The organism is Paenibacillus sp. JT31N11 (assembly GCF_056269285.1).
Genome location: NZ_JBWDNQ010000018.1, coordinates 47,482 through 63,635, shown reverse-complemented (window position 1 = coordinate 63,635; position 16,154 = coordinate 47,482). Strand labels below are relative to the sequence as shown.

Annotated in this window: 14 protein-coding genes and 1 pseudogene; 6 read left to right on the top strand and 9 right to left on the bottom strand. The window is 48.1% G+C overall.

Features of this window, described 5'->3' with window-relative positions:
- Window positions 1-344: 344 nt before the first annotated feature.
- The 3 genes and pseudogenes from AC0YNV_RS34955 to AC0YNV_RS34945 form a co-directional block, all read right to left on the bottom strand.
- Window positions 345-1,120, bottom strand: a pseudogene (locus AC0YNV_RS34955) (transposase); the annotation flags it as partial.
- Window positions 1,121-1,492: 372 nt separating this feature from the next.
- Window positions 1,493-2,176 carry an oxidoreductase gene (locus AC0YNV_RS34950; RefSeq protein ID WP_475772157.1) on the bottom strand — a complete coding sequence of 228 codons (684 nt, stop codon included), beginning with the start codon at window positions 2,174-2,176 and terminating at the stop codon, window positions 1,493-1,495.
- Window positions 2,177-2,654: 478 nt separating this feature from the next.
- Window positions 2,655-3,125, bottom strand: coding sequence for a YhjD family protein (locus tag AC0YNV_RS34945; RefSeq protein WP_475772156.1), 471 nt, complete (start codon window positions 3,123-3,125; stop codon window positions 2,655-2,657).
- Window positions 3,126-3,526: 401 nt separating this feature from the next.
- Here AC0YNV_RS34945 and AC0YNV_RS34940 point away from each other — a divergent pair, with 401 nt between their 5' ends.
- Window positions 3,527-4,213, top strand: coding sequence for an SOS response-associated peptidase (locus AC0YNV_RS34940; RefSeq protein WP_475772155.1), 687 nt, complete (start codon window positions 3,527-3,529; stop codon window positions 4,211-4,213).
- Between the two features lie 275 nt (window positions 4,214-4,488).
- Here the strand turns inward: AC0YNV_RS34940 and AC0YNV_RS34935 are convergent, their stop codons facing one another.
- Window positions 4,489-4,746 (bottom strand): type II toxin-antitoxin system HicB family antitoxin, encoded by a 258-nt coding sequence (locus tag AC0YNV_RS34935; RefSeq protein ID WP_475772154.1) that lies wholly within the window; start codon window positions 4,744-4,746, stop codon window positions 4,489-4,491.
- A gap of 663 nt (window positions 4,747-5,409) precedes the next feature.
- Between AC0YNV_RS34935 and AC0YNV_RS34930 the strand changes: the two genes are divergently transcribed.
- On the top strand, window positions 5,410-6,249 hold the full coding sequence (locus AC0YNV_RS34930) for an ATP-dependent DNA ligase (RefSeq protein ID WP_475772153.1): 840 nt from the start codon (window positions 5,410-5,412) through the stop codon (window positions 6,247-6,249).
- 375 nt (window positions 6,250-6,624) lie between these two features.
- On the opposite strand, the gene AC0YNV_RS34925 is transcribed toward AC0YNV_RS34930, so the two are convergent.
- The 5 genes from AC0YNV_RS34925 to AC0YNV_RS34905 form a co-directional block, all read right to left on the bottom strand.
- On the bottom strand, window positions 6,625-7,446 hold the full coding sequence (locus tag AC0YNV_RS34925; protein WP_475772152.1) for a MerR family transcriptional regulator: 822 nt from the start codon (window positions 7,444-7,446) through the stop codon (window positions 6,625-6,627).
- 50 nt (window positions 7,447-7,496) lie between these two features.
- Window positions 7,497-8,261 (bottom strand): SDR family oxidoreductase, encoded by a 765-nt coding sequence (locus AC0YNV_RS34920; protein WP_475772151.1) that lies wholly within the window; start codon window positions 8,259-8,261, stop codon window positions 7,497-7,499.
- A 187-nt stretch (window positions 8,262-8,448) separates the two neighbouring features.
- A complete protein-coding gene (locus tag AC0YNV_RS34915) occupies window positions 8,449-9,123 on the bottom strand; it encodes a hypothetical protein (protein WP_475772150.1) in 675 nt (224 codons plus the stop codon).
- Between the two features lie 12 nt (window positions 9,124-9,135).
- On the bottom strand, window positions 9,136-9,531 hold the full coding sequence (locus tag AC0YNV_RS34910) for a PadR family transcriptional regulator (protein WP_475772149.1): 396 nt from the start codon (window positions 9,529-9,531) through the stop codon (window positions 9,136-9,138).
- A 167-nt stretch (window positions 9,532-9,698) separates the two neighbouring features.
- Window positions 9,699-10,160 (bottom strand): hypothetical protein, encoded by a 462-nt coding sequence (locus AC0YNV_RS34905; RefSeq protein WP_475772148.1) that lies wholly within the window; start codon window positions 10,158-10,160, stop codon window positions 9,699-9,701.
- 1,047 nt (window positions 10,161-11,207) lie between these two features.
- Here AC0YNV_RS34905 and AC0YNV_RS34900 point away from each other — a divergent pair.
- The 4 genes from AC0YNV_RS34900 (at window position 11,208) to AC0YNV_RS34885 (ending at window position 16,152) form a co-directional block, all read left to right on the top strand.
- Complete coding sequence (locus tag AC0YNV_RS34900) at window positions 11,208-11,915, top strand: GntR family transcriptional regulator (RefSeq protein ID WP_475772147.1); 708 nt, start codon at window positions 11,208-11,210, stop codon at window positions 11,913-11,915.
- 39 nt (window positions 11,916-11,954) lie between these two features.
- A complete protein-coding gene (locus AC0YNV_RS34895; protein ID WP_475772146.1) occupies window positions 11,955-12,950 on the top strand; it encodes a glycerophosphodiester phosphodiesterase family protein in 996 nt (331 codons plus the stop codon).
- A gap of 934 nt (window positions 12,951-13,884) precedes the next feature.
- The gene (locus AC0YNV_RS34890; protein ID WP_475772145.1) at window positions 13,885-15,072 is read left to right on the top strand and encodes an extracellular solute-binding protein; all 1,188 of its coding nucleotides are present in this window, start codon (window positions 13,885-13,887) and stop codon (window positions 15,070-15,072) included.
- A 189-nt stretch (window positions 15,073-15,261) separates the two neighbouring features.
- A complete protein-coding gene (locus AC0YNV_RS34885) occupies window positions 15,262-16,152 on the top strand; it encodes a sugar phosphate isomerase/epimerase family protein (protein ID WP_475772144.1) in 891 nt (296 codons plus the stop codon).
- Window positions 16,153-16,154: the final 2 nt, after the last annotated feature.

Here is a 16,154-nt window from a genome sequence, read left to right as displayed (position 1 = left end):
TCTCCTGTTTTCTCACTCATTCTTAGTATTTCAGTGATTATCTGGTTACTTGTTTAAGCATAGGCGGGCACAGAACTTAGGATTATTTATTCCAAAACTTGTAATAATGGCTATGATCGCACAATGGATCTCCACGTCCGCCCTCGGGGTTTACCCTCCCATGTCACGCGGGGTCTATGCCCTTACATTCCTTCGTACTACCTCTCAAGGGTGGAGGCCGATTCTTGATCCCTTACCGGGTCGTTGCCCTTATGGTGTGTTGTTCGTCGGCTTCTCCGGTGCTTCTGTTGTCATGGTTGTCTACTTGTGAATAACGTTGAATACCAGGAAGTTGCTTCTTGTGATTAAGCAGCTTCTAACTGCATCTGGCCTTGTCGAACCGGGCTGATCATTTCGTTGGCATTGTAGGTTCGTTGCTTGGTCCCCAGCGTATGCAGGACTCGAATCAGTTTTCCACATAGCGCGATGAGCGGTTTTTTCTTCTTCAGATCCGACTCGTGTAATGCTTATGCAGTGCTCGAAATGCTTTGTTCTTGGCTATCAGCGGCATCACCGCACGGAACAGCAGCGCCCGCAGGCGTGAGCGTCCTCGCTTGCTTATGCTGGTTCTTCCCTTTCGTTTGCCTGAACTGTTTTCCTTGAGATTTAGCCCCGCCAGACGGATGATTTGCTGACCATGATCGTAGTTGTTCAGGTCTCCTCTCTCGGCCAGAAATCCGGCTACTGTGACCACTCCAAATCCAGGTATGCTCAGCATGTGTCCTGCTCCAGGAATGTTCTCCAACAGGTGCATGACTTGTTTGATGATTTCCTCTAGTTGTTTATGAAACAGTTCATACTGACGGAGCAAGGTATTAGCTCCATTCGTGCCGCTACGGAGCCTTCGGTTAATCCAATGGAGGCCGCGCAGCGGCAACCAGCTTCTCTGCCCGTTTGATACCTACACCGCGCTTCACTTCCGTTTTCCAATGATCCAACACCTTTCGGGCGCCTTTAGACACGAGATCTGCCGGGAGAGGAAACGCCGCATGGTCATTAGAGAGGCCTTCCCACTCCAATCCTTGAATACAACAGCATATTCCGGGAAGAACCGGTCCAACCATGGCTCCCCTCTCTTCTTGCGGACGGTATTCGGCCGATGACTAACCTGCGGCAATTCTCTGCGAACGATCCATACCCGCAACGAACCGATAAGTGTTGAAACTTCTTCTACGAAGTCCATACATTAAGCATAGTAAATAGGATGTTTTTAACAATGGAATATTCTCCTCAAACAGTTTAGAATCATTCGATGTGTGGTAGGGGGTCGGCGCTTCATCGCTTGCAGAGAAACGAAAAGGAGTAAAGTAACGGACTCCTATCCGATGTCGCACCCGACCAACACCGTCACTTTATTTTTTTGTACACAATTTATTGGAATGGATCTCTCCGGTGTTGTTTTTGTATACAGATAATAGCCGGACAGCCATCACCCTTTCCTTCTCTTCCTCATTCATCTTACGGTACCGTTTGGCAGCTTCGACAATCCCGGAAGAAGGCGGATATCGCCTGCGTTCGCAAACCCGGTTATGCCTGGATGAGAGAGAACGAAAGACACGCAGCGATCGGTAATCGACTGCTCATCGAATGGCTCGTACCACGTTGCGTAGTTCCTCTCTGCATCTTTCGCACACTCCCCTTTGGCCACGGCTTGAATGACCATCAAGCCGGTGTTTTGATGCGTCGTCTCTTCCACCAACGAACTGAAACCGGCGCAGCGCCTCCAGATGAACGGCCCATTACCGAAGACGGCGTCGGCCATCGACGGATTTTCCAGCATCCCAACCGCAACGACGGGGACATTGAGGGCTATTCTGATGCTCCGGGAGAACGACACCTGATAGCCCGGATAGTTACAGGGCCTTCTTTCCCCCGCTGGGCCCTCCCCACCTGAGCTGACATGGAATACATCCACGCCTACGTCCCGGTAAGCTTCGCACATGGATCGCGTGTTCGATGTTATAGCCGCCGTCTGCGTATTCGACGGCCGCGAAATCCGGAAGGATAACGGGATGTCCACCGGCATCTCTTTTTTCACTGCCATTATGATCTGAACGCCGAAACGAGTCAGATCTTTTCCGTATTCATCATCCCGCTTGTTGGTTAGTGGGGATTGAAACTGATGAATTAAGTACATTCTGATGGAAGTTTGCCGGCCTGTTCAACAAGCCCAATAGCCTGCTCGAAAGCCACAAGAAAAGCAACAAATCAGCCCCGCATCGCTTAGAGTTCACTTTTACAATTAAAAGGCAATGGATTCGAGGGTATAGTCAAATCCTTTGCCTATTAGGGCCGAGATGTTAGTTAAAAAAGAACGCCCTATACAAAAATGCTCTTTATGTTGTCGATGGCTCCCTAAGGGATCCGTATTAAATCTTAACGCGAGTTCAATGGGTTCTCTTTAATTAACTCAGATAGGATTACATTTCCCACTTCTTTGTAAACAGGATATATGATCATCAATTCTGCAGGGTATAGCTTTAAGAAGTTCAGGATTTTCTCTATTTCGCTTATTTCTGGGCTTAACCTTTGCGAAGCAGCGGAGGCGGTCAAGATATCAAATATATTACCAGGTACAAAACGTGCTCCGGGCATGCGTAGCTGTTGTGGCCAACTCACACTTTCGTCTTCAGCCGCGCTATCAGCTCCGTTGTATACTTCGTTAGTCGAACTCCTATCTCCGATCGCATAACATCACGTGTCATTCCGAATCGTTCTTCGTAACCCCGATAAAAACACTTATGATAAATAATCATGTCTTCTTGTTCTTCCGCGACAACGCGAATATTCCGTTTCTTCAACTCGCTTCTTAATCGATAATAGTCTTCAGCTACCGTGGTTAAAACTTTGTGCCCGGCGGCCAGGTAGAGTCGCTTCAGAACGTTAGATGAATTTTCGATATCGGATATGCTTTTCTGAATCATCTTCTCCATATGCGGCAAAAGGATATAATCGCGGATCATGATGCGTTCTTCCGTCGTCAAATTCTTTCGGGTGCCCGCTGCTTGTTTCCGTTCATATTGTTCCGCGTGTTCAGTCAGCAGCATTTTGGACTTCCATCGTTCATTTCCGTCGAGTTTGCTCATTTAAAGTGACCTCCGATCTGCTCCGCTCTCTCGCGGGCGACTCCGGACTCAAGAAGCGAAGAAGCGTGTAAAATGGTGTCGCTCCTGAATCTGTTTTTATCTCGTCGATCGCACGCTCATTACGGTAAGCGCGGGAACGGTCCTCAAATAAAGTCAGTTGGATTACACTGTTTACGTAACGCCCTAATGGTATGCTGAGAAGGCTTACTGGCATTCACACCAATGTTATAAACAGCGCATGCCGAGGCTGCAGCGACCTCATGTATTAACGACTAATACGAACATTTGTTCTAGTACATTATATGACTAGAATGCCAGTTCGTATACAGGTAAAAAGTTTCCTGTGTGAATTGAACTCAAATCGTATTATGATTGGGTATAGATACGTGGAGGTGTTCGAAGTGTGCGGACGATATACAGTTAATGTAGATATCGAAGAATTGATGGAAATATTCGCGGTTGATGAAGCCAATGTTCGTTACAATTATAAGCCGAATTATAACGTAGCTCCGACGCATACGGTTCCAGTCATATTGAACGAAGACGGCCGCCGAGTAGTCGATGGATTCCGTTGGGGACTCGTACCATTTTGGGCGAAGGACGTGAAAATTGGATTCAAGATGATCAACGCACGTGCGGAAACGGTAGCGGAAAAACCTGCTTTTGGCCGCCTACTGAAAAGCCAGCGCGTCGTCATACCAGCTGACGGATTTTATGAATGGAAGAAGGAAGGCGGAGAGAAACAACCGTATCGATTTACGCTGAAGGACGGACCGGCATACGGATATGCCGGTCTATGGGATGTATGGACGCAGCCTGATGGTGAGCAATTGCGTAGCTGTACCATTATAACGACGACACCGAACGAACTCGTAAAAGATGTACATGATCGTATGCCCGTTATCTTAGCGCCTTCTGACGTCGATACATGGCTAGACCCCCAGATTACGGATAAAGAGATGTTACAATCGTTGCTTATACCTTATCCAGCGGATCACATGACGAAATATCCCGTTTCAAAAGACATCGGCAATGTAAAAAACTTCGGGGCGAAGCTCATCGAGAAAATAACGATAAACAGCAATTAACCCCCTCCGTACTCCGACAATTATAACGTTTTGTTTGACCAGGCAATCACAAATAATCCCAGGCCTTTTCGACCCGGGATCGCTGTTGTTTTAACATTTCGTCACTTTTTTTCTGTGTAATTTATAGTAAAGACCTCCGATCTTTCATCCATACCTCGTACAGCTTTTTATTCACGATCTCCTTCAAAACTAGTCTGGATTGTTCCGTCAGATGTTCGTTCGACACCCCAAGATATTCTATTAAAGCCGGGGCATCGAGCTGAAATTCATTTCGCTTACTTTGTGATTGAAAGTGGGATCGCGATCGTCAAACGTTCCATCATTGCAGTATTGTCGGATGGAAGACACCTGCCCAACTGACGCCGAGACTCGATTTCCAACTGCAGTAGGTCGGCAGCGTTTGCTCGAACTTCTTCTAAAGAATCACCGTGAACACCAAGGCGCACAGCCGGAATATACCCAATAAAATCGCCCTTAACTTTGTCCTCCTCGATCAAAATTTGATAACTCATATCAGTGGTCGATTGGTTCATGATTATTTCCTCCCAAATTCTTGTGTTAGGCCTGCACGGGCAGCCTAGTTAGAGAACCGAAGCTGATGGCTTCGGAACCCCTCAAGGCGTCCGTACGCTTGTATCGCGATAATAAGCAACCGCTTGATAAGATTCGTTTCATTTTTGAATTCGCCCCGAAGTGGGATCGCCATCGACGTGTATGTGTTCGAGCTTGATTTTTTCCTTTAGATTCCAATAACCGTGTAGCTCAACAAGCGCGGTCGCAATACTATCGGCTCCACCGGATACGTTCACATGAGCTTCGTCGTACTCCTCGAATAGGCAACCGAATTCTCTCCTGTGTTTTGAGCATGCAAAAAAAAACCATGAAAACACAAAAAAACACCAACTGTACAGGTGCTTTGCGTCTCCATGGCTAAATAAGCCCTATATGAATGTACCGTTAACCGGTGAACCCCTTCTCTGCCGAAACATTAGCGACAAAGAAAAATAAATTGTAATCGTAATAGGTCTATAATAGTACATCCAGCAATTTCCGTCAATCTTTTCGAAAAAAAGCGGTTAAAACTGCAATTGCCTTGCCCCTTTCTTACTTATAATGCAGCGCGTCCGTTATTCCCACTATTTCTCTGGTCATACCTCCAGGACTAAGTGATAAAATAGCCCTATGAGGTGATACGAATGTTTATTCCCCCAATGCTTCTCCAAAAACGTGAACAGCCCTTTGATGATCCCCGATATCTCTTTGAACCTAAAATAGATGGACATAGGTTGGTACTGACCAAGGTGAATGGCGAAGTTAGATTATTCACCCGTCACAATACCGACGTCACAAACCAATACCCCGAGCTACATAATGTTCCAGTCGGCAGTGCCAATGTCATACTCGACGGCGAAGTTGCATGCGTAGATGCAAGAACCGGGGCAGTTGATTTCGAAGCTGTTATGGGGCGGTTTAAAGCCAAAAGTCCAATGCAGGCTGCTGCCAGGTCACCGGTACATTTCTACGTGTTTGATGTGCTGCAGATCAATGGGGAGGATGTACGAAGCCGCCCGCTGGTTGAGCGAAAAGCATTGCTTAATGAAATAATGGTTGATAGCCCGTATTTCAGCCATATACTTAGTGTTGACGGCGTTGGAACAGCATTGTATGACGTGATTAAGTCGCGATCCATGGAGGGCATAGTTGCCAAGCGGAAGGATAGCAGATATATCAGCAGACGCTCTCCTGAGTGGCTAAAAATTATTAATTACACATATGTCGAGGTACAGATCGCAGGATACCGTAGAGATGATTTCGGGTGGATGGTGCAGCATGAGGGTAAGTATGCGGGAGTAATCGAATTGGCGGTACCGGCTACTTGCCGGAAGGCATTTTATAATATGGCGAGAACGATCACTATCGGTGAGGACAAGAATTATGTTTACGTGAAGCCTTTTATCAAGGTAAGAGTGCGTACAAGAAATTGGACGAAGGCTGGACTTTTGAGATCACCTGAGTTTGTTGACTTTGTCGTTTGAAAATACCTCCTTGCCTTTAGCGGCCTTTAGCAGGGAGGTATTTTTATTTTAATAGGCTATGTTAAATTACAATGTTAATTTATAGGGATAAGAAAAGGAGGTTTTATCCACTCCTTCATTTCTCATTTAATGTCTTTAGAATCTTTTCTTTGCTTAATCATTTTTCAGTACCATGCGAATGCAATGGTTCAACTCCAGGAAAATCCATCACCTTCGTATCTTGGAATAAGGTCTGATTCTCTAAAATTGGTCGTTGGAGGTCTATTCAAAGCATGCAATCACCGATGCCCAGCGGGAATATAACGAGGTCATCAATAAATGACCCATTTAATTACATCTATTTAGCGGGTGGTGTCAGCTTCGCTGGTACTACCCCTATTCTTCCGACACTTTCACGATCGGCATCTGCATTTCAGCTATAACCGCCGAGTCCGGGTCGCCCGGGAGCTCCCAATATAGCTCACGGCTCGGCTTGTCGTCGGGGATGCGGTAACCGTTTTCCTTCAGCCAGGTGGCTAATCGTTCATTGACGGCATAGGAGCTTTGGAGGCCTGCGTCATGGGCGACGCATGCTGACAAGGTGCCTTCAAGCTCTCTCACTTTTACTCTGTCGTTCTCGATTATCCGGTTTGTCACCGGGACCGCGATCTCGAGATCAACGGAATCCTCGCATTCCGCGCAGCTGTGCCACAGAATCAGGAACGGTCGCGAGGCTTGCTTCGTCTGCCGCTTTACATACTGCGCCAGCTCCTTAGCCATCCGCGGAATGGCCGCCTTCGAAGCAACTTCCCGGATCGACGCGACCGGAAAGGACTCGAGCCGCTTCATGATGACATCGAGCGGCGCCCGCTCACCATCATCCCCGACAAGCTCGGACAACCTTGCCCCGATACGGGCCAGGCGCGCCTGCTCGGTTTCGAGAAGTGACTGCACTTCCGCGGATTTGTGAAGCAGGAGCGAGCGAATCTGCTCCTTGGTCGTTCGACCGTCCAGCAGTGGGATCATCTGCTCCAGCGTAAACCCCAAATCCTTGAAGACCAGAATTTGATGGATCTTCGGCAGCTGATCAGCTGTATAGTAGCGGTAGCCCGTTGCCGGGTCGGTATAGGAAGGCTTCAGCAGCTCGATCTGGTCGTAATAGCGCAGCGCCTTGACCGATACCTGGCTAATCTTCGAGAACTCGGTAATTTTAAACATGCTCCGCCTCCTCTTGGCCGACATTTATTTTTGCACGTTAGCCGTCTGTTTTAGAGATGAGATCCGCCGGTTGCATCAAGTAGTTGGCCGGTCACCCAGCGGCTGTCCGGCGAAGCGATGAAGGCGACGACGTCGGCGATATCGGAGACCTCTCCGACGCGGCCGAGAGCCGACATGTCCTCCGCATGTTTGCGCCCTTCTGGCGTGTGAAGCCACGGCGCATTCACATCGGTATCGATGATGCCCGGCATCACTGCATTCACCGTGATACCCCATGGGCCAAGCAACTGTGCCAAGTGCAGCGTAAACGTATTAAGCGCGCCCTTGGTCAGGTTATAAGCCATAATGTGAGGGTAAGCGATCCTCGTCACGCCGGAGGAGATGTTGATGATGCGGCCACCATCGGCTAAGCGCGTCAAAGCTTGCTGAACGAGAAAATAGGGCGCCTTCACGTTGACGTTGAACAACCGATCGAATTCCTCCTCGCTCGTTTCCTCGAAGGTGCCCGAGGTGCCGATACCGGCGTTATTCACCAAAATATCGATTCTGCCGCTGCCGGCAAGCGCGGAGAGCTTCCTGTCCAGCTGTTCGATCAACGAGTTTACGCCATCCATCGATTCGAGAGCGGCGCCTATCGCGAATGCCCGCCCGCCCTCCAATTCAATAAGACGAACGACCTCCTCCGCCGCATCGGCGCGGCTGCCGTAATGGATGGCTACAAGCGCCCCTTCCGCCGCCAACCGCAGTGCGATTCCCCGACCGATTCCTCTGCTTGCTCCCGTCACTAAAGCTGTTTTTCCTTCTAATCTTCTCATAATTATCTCTCCTTCTTAATGGGTTGAACACCAGTCTACACCCTCCCCTGCAGGGGAGAGTCAAGAAGGAGAGATAACTTTTTAACAGGTGTTGTCGATGGTTCTCAGTTGATCAATCACTATATCTTATTCAGACAAAACCAGTACATCTGATCGTTCTCTTCGGAGGGCATATCGTAAACATACGCTATCGATTGTCTTTTTTCTTCAGGAACGCCTCGAGCGTTTCCGGAGAAATCTTTTTCTTCATATGATTCGGAATATGCTGGAAGCAGTAAGTCATTCGCGTTCGATCAAGGTTCGGAATGCTTCCAAGCAGCTCCCACTCATCGCGCGTCAACTTGGCACCGCAGTTCGTAAAGATACAATTGCGGTCAATCATTTTGGCCGTTTGGGAGGACGAATCGGGCTTGCCTGGAGGCGCAGAATGAAGCAAATGTTTGAGAGCTGGATTGCTTCCCCAATCTTTCTCTCCCTGATAGTATGGCGCAAGGTCTTGCCAGCCGATCTCCCATGTATCGAGCGCTTCGCGGATCGCCTCGGCTTTCGCCTGGTCCACTGTTGTCGATAGCTGTTTTGTACTCCCGTTACCATCTACGGAGATTTCAGAAAAACCTATACCCTCGCGCGTGTGCGGCCCGATCGTCACCCGCGCAACTACCTTCACGAACCGGTCCCGAATGTTAACGTCCACTTCGGGAAACGTCAGATCCCACCGACTCATCGTCGCTTCCTCAACACGGTCATTGTAGACCTGATTTGGAATGTAGGCGCGGCCGTTATCCCCTCGTTGCTTTACCGTACCTTCCGGAAAGCGGTCTTTGATTCGGGCGATCGCATCCTGGTAGTTCAGTTCGTCCATGATCCCGCTCCCCTATTTCAAATTCATCTTTCCGAACTTCTCGATGTATGAATCGAAGCGTTCGTAAACTCGCTTGGCTCGCTGTACCCGCTCCGGCAGCTCGCGGAGCATCAGCTTAAAGTACTCCATGCCCGAGTCAGTCATTTTATAATAACGATTGTACCGGTTATCACCGTCCCAATTGCGCGTGACATGTCCGGCCTCTGTAAGTGCCTTCAGACGGTTGCTAAAGTAGGCATCGTTGACACCGACTCCGCCAAGCGTTTGGATGATGAACTGCTCCATTTCACTATGGTAACGCTGCCCGTTTATTAGGTCGGAAAGCACGATAAAGTCGATGACTTGCTGTACTTTAACAACGTGGCCAAGAGATTCTGACTTCTCGATAGGATTTTCATTTCTTGGCATTTGTGATCCCTCCTCTTTTTCTTGAAATGCATGTTTCCGGAAACTCATCCCAGAAATCCAAGATTGATTTTCCATACGACGAGATTCGATTAGTATAGGAAGCGATATAAATAGAGATTTCTTATTTTAAAGGTTCCGACATCTGTCCGGCAAGTAGATAAAAGCAGCTATTCTAAATCATCCTTATACATGTCCTTGTAGGTCCGAACCATCCGGATTGCCATCTTCCGCTTCGCCTCATCGTTCATGGTTCTCTGCGGCTCCGTGCTCTGTACCTGACGTATAATGGACTCACACATGAGGCAGACTGGTGCTCCGGCATACGCTACGGACGCAGATTCCTCGCAGATGAAGCAACTTTTCAAGGTCGTGACGGCACTCTCAATGGCAGATATCATGATGTCGTTATACCGACCTGTATCGAGCACACCGCTCTCGATCGCACCTAAATGATTTAGATATACGTAGTGCCTCGTCCAGCGATGTTTGTATGCATAGAGACCATCTTCAAGGAACATAAACATGTAATTTTCCGTTGTCTCTTCCCGCTCCAGCTCTGACAAATCCAGCTTTGCGATTGCGAGGAAGAGAGGTTCGAATTGCTCCCAAATATTAATTGCATTCACCATCGATTATACCCCCATTATAACGAACAAACATTCCTACTATTACACCCATATTATACCACACAATAGAGTGATTGCGATATACTTGTTTACACTCTTATCGCTGCCCGCTCTCCGCAGGTTTTGCCATTCGTCGCGACCTTCCCCTTAATACTCGACCTTCCCCTGCTGTCTGTACCTAGATTCTAATCTAGCTGCAAAACTGCAATTCTTCGACTAGACACGTGTTTATCCTGAGGCTCTTTTCGAACCTAGCATCAGACTTCCTCCCTGCACCTTCATCCGGACCAAGTTACTTTTTTTCGATCGTCGGGGGGGCCGGCGCGGCGCGCGAAAACCGGGTTAAAAAGGGGAAACAAAACTAAAGAAATTGATGGAAAAATTTGGTTGAAAGAAGTGTGTCAAGGCTGCAGTGATCGGCCGCCGCGTGCCGGATGATCAAACGGAGCGCGGGCAGTCGCAGGAAGCTGGAGCGGGACAAACAGAGGATCAGAAAATGGTAGTATATAGGATGCGATGATTGTGGCAGTGAGGCAAGAAAGAGCTGAGGAAGAACAGACGAACGAACGAGGACAAGGATCGACAGGCGCATCGCAGTAGGAGGAAACACGAACGCGCCAAAATCGGCGAGCGCGGGTGGTGGTAAGGGTGTAAACAAGTATATTAAAAAGAAGTATTGCAGTCCATCAACTCCCCCCCTTCTGATACAATTCGACCGGCAGTTTGGGCTTCATGCCCAGGTTGCTCTTTTAAATTTAATTACAATTAGAAGAACTCTCCATTCTCAAAATGGTCTAGAGAAGTTTCTTTTGACTTTCACACAAATCAAATTCCCTTGAATTCCGCGATCACAAGCAAAGATTACTTGAAATTATCTAGACATCTTGTGATATTATCCATTTCAGTCTAAATTGGCTCAAGATTTGTTCATGCTAATTTTACGATCTGTTATTATTCGGTTAATGAAGTCCGAATACTCCACCTGTAGACTTAAGGCTGTCAACCATGAAGAGGAGCCCCGAATGAACGAAAAAGGTAGGCTAACGGACAATGATGAACAAATACGAGGGAATCAGCAAAGCCATCTTAGATGAGATTGATCAGAACTTGTTTGCCGAGAAGGACAAGCTGCCGTCCGAGAAAACGCTGGCGGCTCGGTTCGAGGTGAGCCGCGAGACGATCCGCAAAGCCCTCAAGAACTTGATCGATTTGGGGAAAATTTATAACGTCAAAGGCTCAGGCTATTATTTGCGGCGAAATGGCCTACATATGGCGAGCACGTTAAATAAATTTTCCAGCATTACGGCTTTGATTCGGAACGCAAACCTGTCCGAAGGCGACATCGAAGTTCAGCTCTTCAAGCGCAGACCGAATGAAGAGGAAATGAACCTATTAGGTATCAACAAAAAGGATTCCATGTTTATCCTTGAACGGATTCGGACAGCCAATGGAGAATCCATCGTCTATTCGCGAAATGTGCTGCCTCAGAGCATTGTCGGGAAAGACTTCGCGGAACAGTACGACCCTGGTTCGCTTTCGAAGCATTTGGACCAAAAGTGCGGCATACGTATTGTCGAATCGTTAATGGAGATTCAAGCCGTGCGGGAAGATGACGTGCTGCCTTACCGTCTAAAGCAAAGCGACCCTCCGCTCCTGAAATTTATTCAGGTGCACTACGATGACAAGGCTAACGCGGTTTACATTTCTTATGACTTCATGAGAAATGACCTCATCCGGTTTTATGTCCGCAGAACTTAACTGCAACAAGGTACACATAACGAAATGGAGGCGCATGATATGGAATTGAATCCCGTCGTCCGACGGACCGCCGAGGAAATTTATTCTGATTTTTTAAATGTGAATGGAAGGGTTATGATGGCGGCCCATCGAGGCCATTGGAGACCAGCAGCCGAAAATTCTCTACGTTCGATCGAGCTCGCCATCGATATCAACATGGATATCGTGGAGCTCGACATCCGGAAAACGAAAGACGGCGCGCTCGTGCTCATGCACGACGATACCGTGGACCGAATGACCGATGGTTCCGGCAAAATCGCTGACCTTACGCTGGAGGAAATTCGCTCTCTGCGTCTGAGGCAGGGCGGTGGCGGACCCGAGGCACCTTTTACTGACGAGTTGGTCCCAACGCTGCACGAAGCCATGCTGGTAGCCCAGAATCGAATTCTGGTCAATCTAGACAAATGCTGGCCAATTCGCGAAGATGTTTACCGGGTTCTGGTCGAGACCGGAACTGTCAGAGAAGGGATCTTCAAGAGCGAAGAAGCGGATCTGGACAAAGTCGAGAACTTTCTAAACGGCAAAGCCGAGCGCCCTGCATTTATTCAGAAAATCCAGGACTTCCGGATTCCGGCAGAAAACGAGGCGGAATTCGAGGCGTTGTTCCACAACACCGTCGGAATGGAAAAGCTCAAAGCGTTGCTGAGCGACAACGTCAATCGCGAAGCCTTTCTTCAGAAAGTGCTTCCAGCCAATGTACATTTGCTCGATCAAGTGGATGAACTCTCCGAGAGAATTCAACCACAAGCAATTGAAATCAACTTCCTGTTCGATCGCAGCCCGCTTGCACGTCCGGAAATGTTGGAGAAGCTCAAAGCGCATCAACTCAGGGTTTGGGTCAACACGATGTTCGCCTGGGATTGCGGCGGGCATACGGACGATGTGTCGCTGTCGAATCCCGAGGAGGGTTGGCAATGGCACATTAATAACGGAGCCAATATGATTTTGACGGACCGTCCGGAACAACTAGTTCAATATCTGAACGCAAGGAAGTGAATGCTTAATAAGCAAGAGACGATAGGAAGGGCGTTCGGATGCGGATTTTTGCTTCCCTCATTGGCGGGATTCAGTCTTTTGTCTTAAACAATTCTAGAATCCAGTTATTTGGTTGCCCGTCACACCTTAAATCATGTGATAACAGTGCAAATTTAGTGTCTACTAAGTGCTCAATTATTCTGCCCGTCAGCATTCTTGTAGAGCGTTAAATATCCGCTTTGCAATAAAACGAGCGCCTCGGTACGATGGGAGCACGCAACGGCTCATAGTCCTTAAATCCCATCATTCAAGAGGCGCTCTACTATGAAGTTTAAATCGCATGCCCGACCTCATTGAACTCCCTGAGTATCTGGTCGTTGAGATCGACATCACCCAGTGAACGCATGTCGCACGTGCCGTAAACTTTCGCGGTATCGTGATCGGCAATCCCCCGGACAAAAATTTATTTTAGCCTCCCCCTTGTCGTCTCCGTCTCGAATTGAGCCATGACCAGTCGCGATTAAAATGGTTCTTACAACATCTCTCCTGTATTTGTATACATCTAACCTAGACAAATCATCTTCCGCCGGGGGGGCACCCCTCGCGGAATGCCTGTTTTTCTACACATATTTCCTCTGTCATTCCCTGATCGTTCCCTCTACTAGACTAGACAGGTTAATAAAATCTATAAACAACCCTAATAATAATTATTTTTCCAATAATAAAACAGTTACACAGGACCGGTAAGATAAATTCAGCAACGGCAGAGCGGGGCAGGAACGATCAGTGAAGACTTTCCCCGGTAGCTTGAACAGGCTGATCCCGATTTGCGAAACAATCCATGCCACTTGAGAGGAAGGGAGATTTGCCGTGATCAAAGAAATGATGCGGTCGATGGAGCTTAAGCCAAAATATTCAGGAATGAAGAGTGCCTAATCCGAAAGGGGAGATTAAGATGAACCGGTTGATAGGAAAATCGCGAGTTGTTGTGCTGGTCGTTATTTCAGTGCTGTTAGCGGTAAGCCTGGCAGGCTGCGGAAGCAGCTCGGCAACAACGAATAATGCAGGCTCCTCCGATACGGACTACTTGAACATGTCATGGGATCAAATTACAGAAGAAGCCAAAAAAGAGGGAGAAGTTGTCTTTTACTCCTGGCACAGCGAAGATCTGTACAGAACGATTGCCGACAATTTCAAAAAGAAATACGGCATTAACATGAAGCTCGTCATTACGGACAACAGCCTGACCCAGCTGTTGGCAGAAAGCGGAGCATCGAAAAGCTCTGCGGATGCCTACATCATCGGTGGAGGTCCGAATGTTAAAACAGTCATGGACGGCAATCTGATGTACGGGCCGATCCTCCCCATTATGGAGAACAAGGACAAGCTGCCAACGGGACTTAGCCAAGTTCAGGAAGGCATAGCCCATAACGGCTACCTGGTCCCGCTGTACCGGAACCAGACCGGCTTTTTGTACAATCCCGCCAAAGTCCAAAACCCTCCCCAGACGTTCGCCGAACTGGAAAAGTGGATCGACGAACACCCGAAGGAGTTCGGTTTCTGCGATCCGAGACAAGGCGGTTCGGGCGAAGCGTTCGTACAAACCGTAGTCTCCAATGTAGCAGGCGGATTGGAGAAGTATGCGGGAGATACCGAACTGGATCCTGAAAAAGTGAAGGATTGGGACAAAGTTTGGAAATGGTTTAACGACCGCAAAGACAAAATCACGATCACCTCTTCCAACGCCGATTCCATCAGTAGACTTAACCAGCAAGAGCTTTCCATTGCCGTTGCCTGGGATTCCGGGGTTCTGGAAGGATGGAAAAACGGGGAACTGTTCAAGGAAAGCAAGCTTTACGTCCCAACGATGGGAATGCCGGGCGGCGGCGATACGGTAGGCATCACCAAAAACGCTGAGCATAAGGCGGCGGCTCTACTGCTGATCAATTATCTGACGTCTGCTGAAGTGCAGCAAATGATGTTTGACTTTAACGGAACCTACCCGGCAAGAACGGATATTACGGTAACCGATTCCGCGATGTCGCCTGAAGATTTCAACGAAAAGAACATTCCTTGGGTTCCCGGAGCTTATAAACAGCATTACGATGAGGAATTCGTAAAGAACGTATTGATGAACGGCTAATTTAAAAGTCCGGTAAATAAAGAAAGCCGCTTCTACCGGACTCCTCTTCCGATCGTTATTGTTTCCGGGTTTCTTGATTTTGCCCCTTCAAGCGAAAGAAATCCGGGAACAAGGGCGGACGATATCCGCTTCTTTGGTGCTATACTCCGGCCTTCTTGGCCAAAAAAAATGAGTTGGAGGATATGAAAGATGAGAGACAACAGAGTTGGAACCAATTTGCCTTATGTCCCGCTGAACGCCCTGGAATCCAGACTTGAACAAATTGCCGAATGGGGCTTTGGAAACGTAGAGATCTACCTGGGCGCGTATCCGTTTATGACGTACGGCAGGATCCATGAAAATTACGTGAACCAATTCCGAAAAATATTGGACGCCTCCGGTCTCAGCTTCACGGCTCACATTGCGCAAGGTGTTGATTTAAGAAACCAGGCCGATTATCAGCTGCATCGAAGCGTTATGGTTAAGTCGGTTGAGATTTGCTCGATGCTTGGCATGAAGGTATTGTCTGTGCATTTCGAGAAAAAATCACTTGACCGGTTGATTGAAAATGCGTTTGTGGAAGGGCATAGCGAAGCGGCGGAGAAAGCCTCGGAGTTGGGCATTGTCGTCGGCCTCGAAAATATTGAAGTAGACGATTACCGCAATGTGCTCGATTGCATCCGGCAGGTAAACAACGAATCGTTCGGCATGACGTTCGATACCGGCCATATGTTTTTGACCGCCAATTATTTCCACCACAATTATCTGGAAGCGGTGAAAGAATGCGCGCCCTTCGTGCGGCATGTGCATTTAAGTGATAACAATGGCGTCTTTGAAGAGCTGCGTATTCAAAACTGGAACGATTATATAGCGCTCAGCATGCCGTACCGCTTTGCCTTCGGGAGAGGTGACGTACATCTGCCACCTTATTGGGGAGACATTCCGATGGATGATGTTATCCGCATTTTTGAACATCATAACTTTAATGGGATATATACTTGCGAATATGAGGTAAATTATTTCAGCGGCTGCGAGGCGGAGCTCCTGCAGAAAGTAAGCCATGCGATTGGAACATCAAATAATTCGACGCAAATCTTGTGAGG